General features: G+C 66.0%; 15 protein-coding genes and 1 other RNA gene. 8 read left to right on the forward strand and 8 right to left on the reverse strand.

The features are described from left to right. On the forward strand, window positions 1-1410 hold the full coding sequence (locus tag ACO6D6_RS01300; RefSeq protein WP_484782613.1) for a zf-HC2 domain-containing protein: 1410 nt from the start codon (window positions 1-3) through the stop codon (window positions 1408-1410). A gap of 27 nt (window positions 1411-1437) precedes the next feature. Then, a complete protein-coding gene (locus ACO6D6_RS01305) occupies window positions 1438-1848 on the forward strand; it encodes a sec-independent translocase (protein WP_484782614.1) in 411 nt (136 codons plus the stop codon). Here the strand turns inward: ACO6D6_RS01305 and ACO6D6_RS01310 are convergent, their stop codons facing one another. From ACO6D6_RS01310 to ACO6D6_RS01325, 4 genes are read right to left on the reverse strand one after another with little or no spacing between them, the layout of a single operon-like run. After that, window positions 1849-3006 (reverse strand): Mrp/NBP35 family ATP-binding protein, encoded by a 1158-nt coding sequence (locus ACO6D6_RS01310; RefSeq protein WP_484782615.1) that lies wholly within the window; start codon window positions 3004-3006, stop codon window positions 1849-1851. It lies immediately after the preceding gene. A gap of 21 nt (window positions 3007-3027) precedes the next feature. Next, entirely contained in the window at window positions 3028-3390 is a 363-nt protein-coding gene (locus tag ACO6D6_RS01315; RefSeq protein ID WP_484782616.1) for a hypothetical protein, read from the reverse strand. After that, window positions 3387-3908 (reverse strand): DUF1003 domain-containing protein, encoded by a 522-nt coding sequence (locus ACO6D6_RS01320; protein ID WP_484782618.1) that lies wholly within the window; start codon window positions 3906-3908, stop codon window positions 3387-3389. Before ACO6D6_RS01320 ends, ACO6D6_RS01315 begins: the two co-directional genes overlap by 4 nt. Continuing rightward, on the reverse strand, window positions 3901-5172 hold the full coding sequence (locus tag ACO6D6_RS01325; RefSeq protein WP_484782619.1) for a magnesium transporter MgtE N-terminal domain-containing protein: 1272 nt from the start codon (window positions 5170-5172) through the stop codon (window positions 3901-3903). The genes ACO6D6_RS01320 and ACO6D6_RS01325 overlap by 8 nt, the downstream gene beginning before the upstream one ends. 55 nt (window positions 5173-5227) lie before the next feature. On the opposite strand from ACO6D6_RS01325, the gene ACO6D6_RS01330 reads away from it, so the two are divergent. Both ACO6D6_RS01330 and ACO6D6_RS01335 read left to right on the forward strand, forming a co-directional pair. Next, the gene (locus tag ACO6D6_RS01330; RefSeq protein ID WP_484782621.1) at window positions 5228-5758 is read left to right on the forward strand and encodes a YflT domain-containing protein; all 531 of its coding nucleotides are present in this window, start codon (window positions 5228-5230) and stop codon (window positions 5756-5758) included. A gap of 14 nt (window positions 5759-5772) precedes the next feature. After that, window positions 5773-6594, forward strand: coding sequence for an alpha/beta fold hydrolase (locus ACO6D6_RS01335; protein WP_484782623.1), 822 nt, complete (start codon window positions 5773-5775; stop codon window positions 6592-6594). A gap of 72 nt (window positions 6595-6666) precedes the next feature. Here ACO6D6_RS01335 and ACO6D6_RS01340 read toward each other — a convergent pair whose 3' ends face one another. Continuing rightward, a complete protein-coding gene (locus ACO6D6_RS01340) occupies window positions 6667-8124 on the reverse strand; it encodes an aminopeptidase P family protein (protein WP_484782625.1) in 1458 nt (485 codons plus the stop codon). A gap of 56 nt (window positions 8125-8180) precedes the next feature. On the opposite strand from ACO6D6_RS01340, the gene ACO6D6_RS01345 reads away from it, so the two are divergent. The 4 genes from ACO6D6_RS01345 (at window position 8181) to ACO6D6_RS01360 (ending at window position 11269) form a co-directional block, all read left to right on the forward strand. Next, the gene (locus tag ACO6D6_RS01345) at window positions 8181-8921 is read left to right on the forward strand and encodes a zinc ribbon domain-containing protein (protein ID WP_484782626.1); all 741 of its coding nucleotides are present in this window, start codon (window positions 8181-8183) and stop codon (window positions 8919-8921) included. Then, complete coding sequence (locus tag ACO6D6_RS01350; RefSeq protein WP_484782628.1) at window positions 8921-10363, forward strand: RNB domain-containing ribonuclease; 1443 nt, start codon at window positions 8921-8923, stop codon at window positions 10361-10363. The genes ACO6D6_RS01345 and ACO6D6_RS01350 overlap by 1 nt, the downstream gene beginning before the upstream one ends. Before the next feature lie 32 nt (window positions 10364-10395). Further along, window positions 10396-10766: RNase P RNA component class A (rnpB, locus tag ACO6D6_RS01355), an RNA gene on the forward strand. A 299-nt stretch (window positions 10767-11065) separates the two neighbouring features. Next, window positions 11066-11269 (forward strand): hypothetical protein, encoded by a 204-nt coding sequence (locus ACO6D6_RS01360; RefSeq protein ID WP_484782629.1) that lies wholly within the window; start codon window positions 11066-11068, stop codon window positions 11267-11269. 9 nt (window positions 11270-11278) lie between these two features. Here ACO6D6_RS01360 and map read toward each other — a convergent pair whose 3' ends face one another. From map to ACO6D6_RS01375, 3 genes are read right to left on the reverse strand one after another with little or no spacing between them, the layout of a single operon-like run. Next, a complete protein-coding gene (gene map / locus ACO6D6_RS01365; protein ID WP_484782631.1) occupies window positions 11279-12133 on the reverse strand; it encodes a type I methionyl aminopeptidase in 855 nt (284 codons plus the stop codon). A gap of 47 nt (window positions 12134-12180) precedes the next feature. Next, the gene (locus tag ACO6D6_RS01370) at window positions 12181-13110 is read right to left on the reverse strand and encodes a DUF2510 domain-containing protein (RefSeq protein WP_484782632.1); all 930 of its coding nucleotides are present in this window, start codon (window positions 13108-13110) and stop codon (window positions 12181-12183) included. 52 nt (window positions 13111-13162) lie between these two features. Beyond that, window positions 13163-14131, reverse strand: coding sequence for a DUF2510 domain-containing protein (locus tag ACO6D6_RS01375; RefSeq protein ID WP_484782634.1), 969 nt, complete (start codon window positions 14129-14131; stop codon window positions 13163-13165). Window positions 14132-14190 lie beyond the last annotated feature (59 nt).

The raw sequence follows: 14190 nt of genomic DNA on the forward strand, positions 1-14190 counted from the left end.
GTGCGGGGAAACGAATGTCGCCGCTACAAGGACGACCTTTCCGGGTTCGTCGACCGGACCCTGCCCGAACGCCGCCTCAACCAGCTCAGTGAACACCTGATCCGGTGCCCGGAATGCTCCGCCATCGTCGACGAGCTACGGAGGGTGCGTTCCAGACTGAACTCCTGCCGGGCCGCCGCCCCCCTGCCCGAAACCCTGGCCGAAAGACTCCAGGGCATTGCGGGAAACGAGTGCGACCAGCCGCTGTACCTGACCGAGAAAGGGTCACGTTGCCGTAGCCTCGGTGGGCGCCTGATCCGCGGTGGCATGGCCGCCACCGTTGCGCTGGCGACGCTGATGATGCTCTCCCTGGCGCTTGCGAAGGAGCCCGCGGTCGTGGGTGATCCGATCAGGGCGGCGCGGGAACAGTACTCGCTGGCGCTGACCACCATCAGCGTCGGACAGGGAGTCGGTGCCGTGCACTGGGCGCGTGAACGAGGCGCCAGGCCCGGTGCAGCAACGCAGCTCAGTCCCCGCGTCCTCGATCTCGGCCAGGCCGTCCCGATCGACGAGAACAACGCGATGACCCGGCTCGGCAACAACGGGCAGAGCATCACATATTCCGGACGGCAGCGGGTCTGGTTGATGGATGGCGACGGTGTTCACCGGCCGAACGACGTGGAGGTCGACGTCGTCGCGGGAGAAGGAGCCACTCTGGCGGTCCTGGACGGGACCGGGGAACGTTTCCTCTCCTGGTTCGTCCCGACGATGGGTTGCTGTTCATCCCTCGCTGAAACCGGCTGGCAGTTCTACACCTACCAGAGTTCGGACAGGGTGGCGGGGCGCAGCGCGTCCGTTGTCGAGGCCCGCGGCGACGGGTATCTCGTGGCGCGCTGGTGGCTCGACGACGAGACGGGGCTTCCGCTGTGGGTTGAGCGTTACGACACGACGGGGCGTCCGATGCTGGTCTTCGGATTCGTCAGTATCAACATCGGGACGGCTCAACTGGCCACGGACTCCACCCAGCCCTACCCGATGGAATCCGTCTCCAGCGCCAGCACTTCCGGATGGTGTGTGGGTCTGCCGGAGTGCCCGATGGAACTGGGAGGCCTTCCCCTGGTGGCCCGCGCCGGTTCCGGCGAGGGGGAGAGCGTCTACCAGCGGCTGGTCTACTCCGATGGTGTGCGCACCCTGAGCGTCTCATGGACCCCGGGTGTGCTGGCGGGTGGATCCCGGGTTTCCGACAACTCGCCCGGGCTGCCCCAGGTGGCCGCCTGGCAGGTGGGCGAAGGTGTGGTTTCCGTGGCGACCAACGGTCCGCGGGCACTGATGGCGGAGGCTTGCAAGGCGTTGCCGAAGCTGCGGGAGAACAAGTTCGGCCTGCTGGAACGCATGGGAAGTGGCCTGGGGCGGCTGGTCGGGATTGGTTGAACGCCCGGCCGCGAGTAGCCTGAGCGTGTGTTCAACATCGACGCCACCGAGCTGATTCTTCTTCTGGTACTCGGCGTCGTCATGTTCGGGCCTGAGAAGCTTCCCTCGTTCGCGCGGAAGGCGGCCCGGGTGTTCGTGGCGCTCCGGGGGATCGCGAACAATGCCCAGACGCAGCTGCGCGAAGAACTCGGGCCCGAGTATTCCGACCTCAAGATCGAGGACCTGAACCCCAAAAAGTTCGTCGCCAAGCACATGCGCGAGGAGATCGCGGCCATCGAGGAGGCCAAACGCGAGATCTCCACCACGGGTAGTGCCGCGAAGGCCGCCGCCGCGGACGTGACGGCCGCTGCGGCGGCGAAACCCGGTCCGGCGGATGCGGTGCCCGAAACCTCTCCGCCCAAACCCCTGACCGCCCCCTACGACCCGGAAGCGACCTGATCACACCGGGCTGACGGGCAGCATCCGTCCCAACAGGTTCCGGCTGCGATTCGCCAGTTCCTGGCCCAGCTTCAACAGGGCCTGCGCGGCCGGATGGTCCGGGGCGCTGAGCACGATGGGCTCGCCCCTGTCCCCACCCGCCAGGAGAGCCTCGTCGAAGGGCACCTGGGTCAATAGCGGCACCTCGTATCCGAGCCGCTCGCTCAAGGCCTCCGCCACCAGAACCCCGCCTCCCGAGCCGAACAGCTCGATCCGGTAGGACTTCCCGGTGTCGGGGGCGGTGAACTCCAGCCAGCTCATGTTCTCAACCACCCCGAGCACCTTCTGCTTGAGGATGTGGGCCATCGTGCCGGCCCGTTCGGAAACCTCGGATGCGGCGAGCTGCGGGGTGGTCACGACCAGCACCTCGGAGTTCGGGATCTTCTGTCCCAGGCTCATCGCGACATCGCCGGTTCCCGGTGGGAGATCAAGGAGCAGGAAATCCACATCACCCCAGAAAACATCGGCCAGCAGCTGCGTGAGGGCCCGGTCCAGGATGGGGCCGCGCCAGGCGACCACCTGGTCACGGGAAGGTTTCAGCATGCCCACCGAGATCACCTTCAGCCCTTCTGCGGCAGGGACCGGCAGGATCATGTCGTCGACGACCGTCGGGCGGGAATCGCCCAAACCCAGCATGTCGGGGATGGAATGGCCGTAGATGTCGGCGTCGAGGATTGCGACGCTGCGGCCGGCCTTCGCGAGGGCCAGGGCCAGGTTCACCGTGACCGAGGACTTCCCGACCCCGCCTTTTCCGGAAGCGACCGCGATCACCTTCGTCAGGTTTCCCGGTTTGGCGAACGGGATCTCGCGTTCCGGTTGACCGCCGCGCAGCAGCTGTCGCATCGCGGCTCGTTGTTCGTCATTCATCACACCGAGCTCGACGTGCACGCCATTGACACCCTCGACGGTCTCCACGGCCTCGGTCACGCGTTTGGTTATCTCGGTGCGCATCGGACACCCGGGAACGGTCAACAGAACCCGGATGAAGATCTGCCCTTCATCGTCGGCTGTCAACTCATCGACCATGCCCAGGTCGGTTATCGGGCGGCGAATTTCGGGATCCTCGACGGTGTGCAGTGCAGCTCGGACCAGAGGAAGAAGAGGGTTCTCATTCGTCACCCCTCAATACTCCCGCACAGTTCAGTTGGTTTCCAGCCCAGTCGAATCGGCGCGGGACGCCAGGGCGTCTCCCAGCAGCGCCATGCTGCCCCCAACCAGGGCGGGCAGCCAGAGGGATGTCAGGACGGCAAGCACCACCACTGCGGGGCCGAGAATCAGATGCACGGTCAACCGTTGCCGGTAGGCGAAACGGTTCTGGGCGGCGGGGGCCAGGCGGAGCCGCCACAGGAAACCGTAGGCCACCAACAGCAGCAGGGCCGCTCCGGCCCCGACCCAGAGACCCGAACCGATCACCCAGAGCGACCATGTGGCCACTCCCGCCATCACCAGGTGCCCAGCTAACAGCACCACGGAATACCAGCTGATCGACTGGGGTTCGCTCATGGTTCCTCCCTTTTCTCGTTGACGGCCTGTTCCAGGCGTTCCGTGAGTTCACGCAGTTCGAAACGCAGTTCGGAACGCACGAAGTCGCGGGTTGCCAGCTCCCCCAGGTGCATCCGGATGGCGGCGATCTCGCGGGCCAGGAAGTCCATGTCGGCTCGCGACTGGGCCGCCAGACGGCGGTCCTCGTCGAGGCTCAGCTTGTCCCGCACCTCCTGCCGGTTCTGCGCCAGCAGGATCAGGGGGGCCGCGTAGGAGGCCTGCGTCGAGAAGAACAGGTTCAGCAGGACGAACGGGTAGACATCCCAGCGGAAGCCGTAGATGCCGACCACGTTGAGGGTCACCCACACCACCACGAAAACCGTCATGTAGGCGATGAACTTGCCGGTTCCCATGAAACGAGCGGCGGCCTCCGCGAACTCGCCGAAGGCCTCCGAGTCGAGGATCACCTTCGGCATCAGCCGACGCCGCCTCGACCGCGGTTCCGACAGGGGCTCCGACAGGGGGCTGCGCTCAGCCATGGCTCACCTCCACGAGTTCGTCCATCTGGGTTCCGCGCCAGTCGTCGGGCAGCATGTGGTCGAGGACATCATCCACGGTCACCGCCCCGACGAGCGCCCCCTCGGAGTCCACCACGGGCGCGACCACCAGATTGTAGGTGGCGAAGAAACGTGACACCTGCGCCAGGGGCGAGTCGGGACTCAGGGGCTCCAGGTTGTGGTCCATCATGGTGGCCACCATCAGGGTGGGGGCGGCCCGCAGCAGCTGCTGGAAGTGCACCGCACCCACGTAGCGGCCCGACGGGGTCTCCAACGGAGGGCGGGTGACGAACACCATCGAGGCCAGGGCCGGGGTCAGCTGCTCCTCGCGGATGCGGGCCAGGGCCTCCGCCACGGTCGCGTCCGTGCCCAGCACCACCGGCTCGGGGGTCATCATGCCGCCGGCGGTGAACTCGCCGTAGACCAGCAGCCGGCGCACGTCGGAGGCGTCCTCCGGTTCCATGCGCTCGAGCAGGTCCTCCGCGACCGCCTCCGGGAGGTCCTTGATGAGGTCCGCGGCGTCGTCCGGATCCATCTCCGCCAGCACATCGGCGGCACGATTCGTCTCCAGTTTCGAGATCAGCTCGATCTGTTCGTCACCGGGAAGCTCTTCGAGGGCCTCCGCCAGGGTCTCGTCGTCAAGGGCCTTGACGACGTCCACCAGGCGATCCGGGTCGAGGTCGTGCAGCTCCTGGGCGATGTCCGCGGGTTTCATGTCCGAGAACTTCGCCACCAGGTGTTCCGGGGACCGGCCGGTCATCAAAACCAGGTCCGGAACCTGGTTCCACTGAATGATGTCGGTGACGCGGCGGCCACCGAAACCGAAACGGCTCACCCTGGTGCGGCTCGTGATGGCGATCTGGAACAGCTCCCATTCGCGGTTGCGCACCTGGATCATCGAGACGTCGTAGATCCGGGTCGGGACGTCGCGGGGAACGGGACGATCGAACAGGTCGGCGGCCACCAGCCATTCCGTTTCGCGTTTCTTGAAGCGGCGGGTGTCGACCTGACCGAGGATGGCAACCTGGTTGACCGTTATGTTGTGCACCCGGATCATGGGCACGAAGATCCGTTGTCGGGCGAACAATTCGACCACCAGGCCACGCACCCGGGGTGCCAGGGTGCCGGTTCGCAGGTGGAAGACCACGTCCTTGACGCGCCCCACCTGATCGCCCGCCGCGTCGACCACGGGAAGACCGACCAGGCGGGAGATGAAAACCGCGGATTTCTTGGCGCTCATGGGCATGAATCTACACTTGAGCAGTGCGTAAGTGCCTGCCGGACACCGACCAGGAGCCAAGATGACCCCCGCCGTTCCGCCCCGACGATTCACCCCGATTGTTTCCACCAGCAGGCTGTTCGAGCTGGACTATCCCCAACGCGTCGGGAGCTACGGCACCTACGAGGAGGCCCAGGCGGCGGTCGATTTCCTGTCCGATTCGAAGTTTGCGGTGGAGAACCTGATGATCGTGGGAACCAACCTGAAATCGGTGGAACGCGTGGTGGGCAGACGCACCTGGAGTTCCGTCCTGATTCAGGGAGCCATCTCGGGTTTCGGCACCGGGATCATCGTGGGTTTGATGTTCTACCTGTTCATGCAGAGCGAAAACACCTTCCTGTCGCTGATCCTGGCCGGGCTCGGGCTCGGTGTCAGCTTCGGCATGCTCTCCGCGGCCCTGGCCTATGCGCTGAGCGGTGGGCGGCGAGACTTCGAGTCGATGCGGCAGGTGGTGGCCACCGGTTACGAGGTGCTGTGTGAGCACAAGGTGGCAGCCGAGGCGCGCGAGATGCTTGCCAAGTGGCCCGGGTACAGGGCGACCGGGACCAACTGAGTAGGGTTTCTGGTATGGACTTGACTTGGGATCTGTACAACCCCGCCAGCCGCGCCGACCGCATCCTCGTGGTGGCCCCCAGCCTCGGCGGGAACTGTTCACACCAGTGGGCGAAGGTCGCGGAGCTCTTGACCAGCGACGCCCGAGTGGTGTTCATCGACTACCCCGGCCATGCGCTGAGCGAGGTCTGGGATGATGAGGACGAACCAACCCTGGACGTGGTGGCCTCGGCCATCATGGACGTTGTTCACGAGGTCCGGGAACAGGTCGGGGAGCTTCCCGTGTTCTTCGCGGGGCTCTCCATAGGCGGAGCGACCGGCCTGCACCTGGCACGTGATCACGCCGATGAACTGGCCGGGGTCGCGGTTCTGTGCTCGGCGGCAACCGTCGGGGAACCCGACCGATGGGTGGAGCGCGCCGAACTCGTTGAGACCTCCGGTACCCAGCAGCTGCTGGAAGAAACCTCGAAACGCTGGTTCACCCCGGCGTTCAAGGCGGCCAATCCCCGCGTCACGACCGCCATCATGGAGGGCCTGGCCGCGGCGGACGACCACTCCTACGCGCAGCTCTGCCGCTGCCTGGCGCACCACGACCTGCGCGCCGACCTGGCGGACATCCGCTGCCCGCTGCTTCTCATCGCGGGGGATCGCGACAGCTCCACACCGATCGCGAACCAAGAACTGGTCGCGGCCACCGTGCCCGGCGCCCAGCTGTCCGTGATCCCGGAGGCTTCCCACCAGGTCACGGTGGCCGCCCCGGACACCACGGCGAATCTGCTGCGCGCGTTCATGGACCGGGTGGCCCGGGAGTCCAGGACGGAACTTCCCGACGACTGACGAGATACGTTTCCGAACCTGAGAAGGGCCCGCCTCGACGGGATGGTTCCACCGAGGCGGGGTTGTCGGTGGTCAATCCTTCAAACGAGCCAGCCAGGCCTCCACGTCCCTGCTCGCGCGGGGCAGCGAGGCCGACAGGTTCTCGGGATCTCCCTCGGTGATGAGGATGTCGTCCTCGATGCGCACCCCGATGCCGCGGTACTCCTCGGGCACGAGAAGATCGGTCGACTTGAAGTAGAGACCCGGTTCCACCGTGATCACCATGCCCGGCAGCAGCTCCGCGTCACGGTACCTCTCCCGACGGGCGGCGGCGCAGTCGTGGACGTCCAGGCCCAGGTGATGCGACGTTCCGTGCACCATCCAGCGCCGGTGATAGCCGCCGTCGTCGGCGAGGGTTTCCTCGACCGAGCAGGGCAGCACACCGATCTCCGCCAGGAACTCCGCGATCACCCGGATGGCCGCGCGGTGCGGATCCAGGAAACCATTGCCCGCCCGGCAGGCCGCGATACCTGCCTCCTGGGCCGCCAGAACCACCTCGTAGACGCGGCGCTGCGCGTCGGTGTAACGGCCGTTGACCGGCAGCGTGCGGGTCACGTCCGCCGTGTACAGCGAGTTGACCTCGACCCCGGCGTCCAGCAGCAGCAGGTCACCGTTCAGGATGTCGCCGTCGTTGCGGATCCAGTGGAGGGTGTTGGCGTGATCACCACCTGCGGAGATGGTGTCGTAGCCGACGTTGTTGCCCAGGTGACGGGCGTGCAGGCTGAAAACCCCCTCCACCCAGCGTTCGCCGCGACCGCCTGCCACGGCGTTCGGCAGCTCGCGGGCAACCGCTTCGAAACCCACCCGGGTGGCCTCGCAGGCGCGGCGCAGTTCTTCGACCTCGAAGTCGTCCTTGACCAGGCGCAGCTCGGAGAGCGTGCGGAACAGTTCGGCGTCCGCGTCCTGCGCCTGGCCGCCGCGCAGCTCGTCGATCATGGCGGTGATCTCCGGGTCGGCCTCGCGTACCACACGCAGCCCGACGACCCCGGAAAGCTCGTCCTTCAGCTGACGCAGATCCCGGCAGGGGAAACCGACCCGGGCGGCCATCTCCTCCAGGGAGTCACGCTGGCCGACCCACATCTCCCCGTACCGGCTGGAGGCGTAGAACTCTTCGTCAGTCCTGGGGCAGCGAGGCCGGAAGTACAGGCAGACACTGGTGGGGGAGACCACGGCAACCGCATCGGGTTCCCGGTCCTCACCCAACCCGGTCACCCAGGCGAAGGTGGAATGGGGGCGGAACCGGTAGTCGCAGTCGTTGGAACGCACCTTGTACGGCCCGGCAGGGATCACGAGGGTCGCGCCGGGGAAGGCCTCGCGCAGAGAGGCCCAGCGGGCGGGTGTCCAATCGGCGGCCGCCAACCGCTCGGGCGGAACCTCCGAGTAGGGCGCCCAACCTGAGACGATGAACTTCTTGAAGGCCTCCGAGTACGGGGACTTCCGGTTGTCTGTGCGATCTTTCGCCTCGTGGCTGTCTACCTGCTCTGTGCTCATGAGGCATGAGTTTAATTCCCGGTAGATTTACGTTCCAGAACGTTGGAAGGAAACGCATGCTCGCAGACCCCGCTGACCAGCAACACCTACTGACCTTGGCTGAACTCGACTCCGAGATCGGGCGTTTGCAACACACCGCCAAGACCCTGCCGCAGCACGCCCGCATCGCTGAGCTGATGACGACCCGGCAGGCGGTCACCGACGATCTGGTGGCTGCGACCACCCGCACCCAGGACCTGGAGCTCTCGGTTCACCGGGCGGAATCCGATCTGGTGCCGGTGCGGGCCCGGTTGGACAGGGAGAGCCGGAGGGTGGACGACGGTTCCGTCACGGATCCGAAGGTGCTACGCGGACTCGTGGAGGAGGTGGAGCGCATCAAACGGCGGATAACCGAGCTGGAGGATGCCGAACTCGATCTGATGGGGCAGCTTGAGGAGGCCACCGCGGAACGCGACGAACTGGCCGTCCGCAAGAAGAAAGTCGAGGACGAACTGCGCGTCGATGTCGCCGCCCGCGATGCCGAGGTGGGCAGGTTGAGCGGCGAGGCGAAGGTCATCGCTTCCAGCAGGGCCTCCGAGGCCAAGAAGGTGCCCGCCCCGCTGTTGGCACTCTACGAGAAAATCCGCGCGCACAGCGGCCTCGGGGCCGCCAGGCTGCACCGCGGCAGGTGCGGCGGATGTCAGCTGGAACTCACCGTCTCGGACCTCGACACGTACCGGAAGGCCCCGGAGAACGAGGTGCTCAGGTGCGTCGAGTGTGACCGGATTCTCGTTCGGACAGCTGATTCGGGTCTTTGATGCCGAGCCGCGAACTCAGGGTCTCACCGGAGATTCCCAGCGCTGTCCTGGAGGGGCTCGCCCAGCTGCGCGGCAGGCTGGACGTGCCTGCCGGTTTTACCGGGAAGGCGCTTGAGGAGGTGGCGAACCTCCGGGACAACCCGCCCGGTTTTCCTGGACACACCGACCGGACCGATGTGGAACTCGTCACGGTTGATCCCGCCGCATCCAAGGACCTGGACCAGGCCGTCCGGATCGAACGGAACGGGTCGGGATACCGGGTTCACTATGCCATCGCGGATGTTGCAGCGTGGGTGAGGCCGGGATCCGTTCTGGAGACCGAGGCGAGGCGACGCGGGGAGACGCTGTACGCGCCCGGGGCCAAGGTGCCGCTGTATCCCGATTCCTTCTCGGAAGAGATCGGATCGTTGCTGGCCGATGGCAGACCCCGCCCGGCGGTGCTGTGGACCCACGATCTGGATGCCGACGGGGTGCCCACCGGGGTGGGTGTCGAGCGGGCCATGATCCGTTCGCACGCGAAGCTCTCCTACGAGGAGGTCCAGGCGGATGTGAATGCGGGTCGGGCGCACCCGAGCGTCGCACTGCTACCCGTTTTCGGTGAACTGCGGCAACGCCTTGAGGCCGAACGCGGGGGAGTCTCCCTCAACCTGCCCGGACAGGAGATCATCGCGGAGAACGGAACCTGGCTGACGAGGTTTCGCTCCCCGCTCCCGGTGGAGAGACACAACGCCCAGGTCTCGCTCCTGACCGGCATGGCCGCCGCAGAACTCATGGTGGGCGCAGCGGTCGGGATCCTGCGAACCCTGCCGGCCGCCGCTCCCGATGCGGTCGATCGCCTTCGTCTCAGCGCCGGGGCGCTGGGGGTTGACTGGCCCATCTCGCAGTCGTACCCGGAATTCGTCCGGGGGCTGGAACCGGGGGAACCCGCGGAACTCGCGGTGCTCGCCCGCTGCGCCTCGCTGTTCCGGGGTGCCGGTTACCGGAGTTTCGATGGTTCGCTGCCCGGCGACGACCTGGGACACGCCGCCCTGGCGGCCCGCTACACCCATGTCACCGCACCTCTGCGTCGGTTGGTGGATCGTTTCGCGTCCGAGATCTGCGTGAGCATCGGGCAGGGAGAACCGGTTCCCGGATGGGTGCGTGAGAACCTCGCCGGGCTGCCGGAGCTGATGGCGGCCAGCAACCGGCGGGCCCGGGCCTGGGAACATGCGCTGGTGGACCTGACGGAGGCGCTGGTCCTCCAGGCGCGGGTGGGTGAGGTCTTCGACGCGGTCCTCATCGATGTCAATCCGAGGTCCGGGATGGGAACCTTCCAGATCGCCGATCCGGCTGTGGAGGCGAAACTGCCCGCGGAGGGCCGTGAACCCGGCCGGGCGGTTCGGGTGCGGCTGGAGGAGGTGGATCTCAGCGAGGGCAGGACGGTGTTCTCCCATGCTGCTTGAGGCCGCTGGGGGAGCTAAAATTGCTGCCAGGACGAGTCGGCCGGGTGATCGCGGCCCGGGAAACCGGGCTGAGGAAAGTCCGGACTCCGCAGAGCAGGGTGGTGGGTAACACCCACCCGGGGTGACCCGCGGGACAGTGCCACAGAGAACAGACCGCCCGGCCTCAGGGCCGGGTAAGGGTGAAACGGTGGTGTAAGAGACCACCAGTGCGTCGGGTGACCGGCGCAGCTCGGTAAACCCCACCCGGAGCAAGACCAAGAAGGCCAGTCCGCTGGCCGCGGAAACCGTCTGAGCGCTGCTCGCGCGAGGTTTCCGGGTAGGTTGCAGGAGCCCGTCGGCAACGGCGGGCCTCAGATGGATGGTCACCGTCAGACAAAATCCGGCTTACAGGCCGGCTCGTCCCCGAAAGGCCGGGCCATGGGCACGTCAGGGTTGCAGAACCACATTGTTCGCCCTGCCGTCGTGGCGGGTGGCCTGTTTTCGGGGGCGTGAACACCTTGGTTTCGCCGGGATGCGTGCACTAGCGTTGCTGGAAGCTGTGTGACCGTCGCCATGGGCGCTGGCCTTGGAGAGAACATGACCCTGTTGCCACCAATACCCCCCAGCCAACCTTCTGGGTCGTTTGGATTCGCCGCGGAAGATCACAGAAGGGAGCGCAGGAGCCCCGACAAATGGGATGCCGGCAGGGTTCATCGAGCGCTGGTGGGTGCTGCTCAGATCTGTGCCGGGATCCTGCTGACCCTCATCGGAATCAGCGCGGGCAAGGTGCAGAGTGAATACGGCACCAGGACGTCCTCCTTGCTCAGGGAAGCCCCACCGTTCCTCCTGATCGCGACCGGGATCCTGCTGGGACTGGCAGGAGTGGCTCAGCTCGTGCACACCTTCCGGGAAGGCCCGGACGACTGACCCGGGTGATCAGCTGCGGGGAGCCGTGATGATCTCGGCCCCGGTCTCGGTCACCACCAGGGTCTGTTCGAACTGGGCGCAGCGGGAGCCGTCGAGGGTGACGACGGTCCAGTCGTCCTTCCAGACCTCGGATTCGGGGGAACCCAGGGTCAGCATCGGTTCGATGGTGAAGGTCATTCCCGGGCGGATCTTGGTGGAGTAGCGGGGTTCGTCATAGTGGAGAATCACCAACCCCGAGTGGAAGGCGGTGTGGACGCCGTGCCCGGTGTACTCGCGCACCACGCCGTAACCGAATCGTTTCGCGTAGGACTCGATCACGCGTCCGATCACCGAGGTGGGGCGTCCCGGTTTGACCGCCTGGATGGCGCGGTTCATGGCCTCCTGGGTGCGTTGCGTGAGAAGCCGCGACTCCTCGTCCACGTCGCCGCAGAGGAAGGTGTAGCAGTTGTCGCCGTGAACCCCGTTCTTGAAGGCCGTCACGTCGATCTTCACGATGTCACCGTCCTCGAGGGGACGCAGATCGGGGATGCCGTGGCAGATCACCTCGTTCACGGATGTGCAGCAGGACTTCGGGAAACCGCGGTAACCGAGAGTCGACGGGTAGGCGCCGTGATCCAGGATGTAGGTGTGGACTATCCGGTCGAGTTCGTCGGTGGTGACCCCGGGACGGACCGCCCTGCCCGCCTCGTGCATGGCCTCGCATGCGATGGCTCCGGCCTCCCGCATCGCCTCGATGATTTCCGGCGGCTGAACGTCGTCGCCCTCGTAGCGTTTCGGGGCTCGTTTTCCGACGTACGGAGGCCGGGCGATCGCTGCTGGGACCTCCAGGCGGGGGGTGACCTGGAACGGGGTTACTGGACTCACGCGGCCACAGTGTAGCGATCGAATCGTGGATTCAGGACGGTTGGTCGTCAGGACAGCCGCAGGTCCTCAATGGCGGTCCAGATGGCGGTGTCACCCTCCGGGTCGTGATCCGGTTCGACGACCAGCGCTACATGCATGACCCCGTTGTCGGCGAGATGGGTGAACACCGAGATGTTGTTGGTGTTGACCCCGGCGATCCCGCTTATCTGGATTCTCGTGTTCATCCACACGGCGACGGCATCGGGGTCGTGATTGATTTCGATCACCTCGGCCATGGCACCGGGCTGGTGGAAGACACCGCGCCCCAGCAAGCAACCGACGACGCGCGCGGCGGCGGGAACGACCTCCGTGAATCCCTCGGAGGGCTCAAGGGTTCCGACGGCCACCGCCGCCACCAGGTCGTTGCTTTCCGGGTAGCGTTTCACGACGGTGTTGGCCTGGTGGATGAACCCGTAATCCAGCTTGGTGGGGGTGAACCCCGCGATCGCGGGAAAACTCAGCCCACCCGCGGACGCGATGCGGCCGTCGTCGCCGAGGGTACCGGTCGAATCCGTGGCCGTGTTCGGGCAGTCCGGGGTACCGCGGAGAACATCGCCGACTTTCAAGGATCCCGGATCCTGTGTCGCGGCCGAAGCCGGAGGGGTCGCAGGAGACTCGTGGTTGGGTCTGTGCCTCGTGGGGAAACGGCTGGCGAGCGGCTGCTGGGCCGGCCCGGTGGCTGAAGGACTCGTGGCGGGAGCCGGACCGGTGGCCGTCGACAACCACCAGCCGCCCCCACCTATCATGGCCAGAATAAACGTCAGCACACCCCACAGCACCGTGTTGCTGCGTCTCGGTGTCGGTGGGACCACCACTGAATGCGTCCCGGCACCCGGCGGGGTCTCCGCCGGTCTCACCTGTTCCGTCCACTCGGTGCCGTTCCAGAACCGCTCCTGACCATCGTCGCGCGGATCCGGGTACCAACCTGATGTTGACATGTTCTTTATCGTAGGTCCCGGGTAGTCGCCGTTTTCGGGGTGACTAGGTGTGTTACGAATTCAGGCTGAGCCCGGCCAGAGCGGTGTTGACGGCCTCCAAGGCCGAGGAGTCGTCTTGGGGAACGAGCGAGAGGACCACCTGCTTGCGTGATTTCTCCGGGTAGATCGCCACAGCGAGTTTGTCCCCCGCGCTTCCGGCCCTGCCCTCGGTCGGGACGTGGACCTGGAGCACCACGGTGCCGTCGCTCTGGTTCTCCGTGATCTGGGTCACCTCGGCCGTCGGGTTGTTGCTGTAGAACTTCGGATTGCCTATCACGCATCGAACGGTCCGGACCGCGCTGCTGATGGCGTTGTCGAAGCCGTCCTCGGTCTTCAGGGTGCCGACGGTGACGATCGCCTGCCCCTCCTGGCCCGAATAGGTTTTCGTCATCGTGTTCGACTGGTGGATGAAGCCGTAGTTGATCGGCGAGGCGGAGAAACCCTGGATCTCCGGGAAGCTGAGGCCTCCCGGGGACGTGATGCGCCCATCGGCCAGCACCCCTTGGGCGTCGTTTGCCGTTTTCGGGCAGTTGCTCTCCCCGCGTATCGCATAACCCACCTTGATGCCCGTGTCGGAGCTTCCCGAGGCGCCGGCCGTCGATGAGGCGCTCGGGGTCGTGTTCTGTGAAGCCGAGGGGCTGGGGTGGTTCGTGGGCTGCTGCCTGTTCAGCAGGAACAGCAGGCCACCCCCGATGAGCATGGTCATGACCATTCCCATCGCCATCCACAGCACGATTTGCCGGGTATTCCTGGGTGAAGGGGGCGTTGAGGCCGGTTGCTCCGGGACCTGCGGGTAGCCGTGCTTTTCGGGCTGCACCTGCGGTTGAACGGGATATCCGGGTTGGGGGTCGGGCGGAGTACCCGATGTCGTCGGCTTGAGGGCGGGCGGGTTCTGCACGTGCACCGTCCAGCGGATGCCGTCCCAGTAGCGCTTGCGATGGGGGTTCTGGGGATCCGGATACCAGCCGGGAGGAGCAGCCATGGGCTCCATGTTAGATACTGCTCGGCAAAGCCCGCGACAGGCCTTCCGGCATCAGCAGT

The sequence above is a fragment of the Arachnia sp. genome, assembly GCF_057238465.1.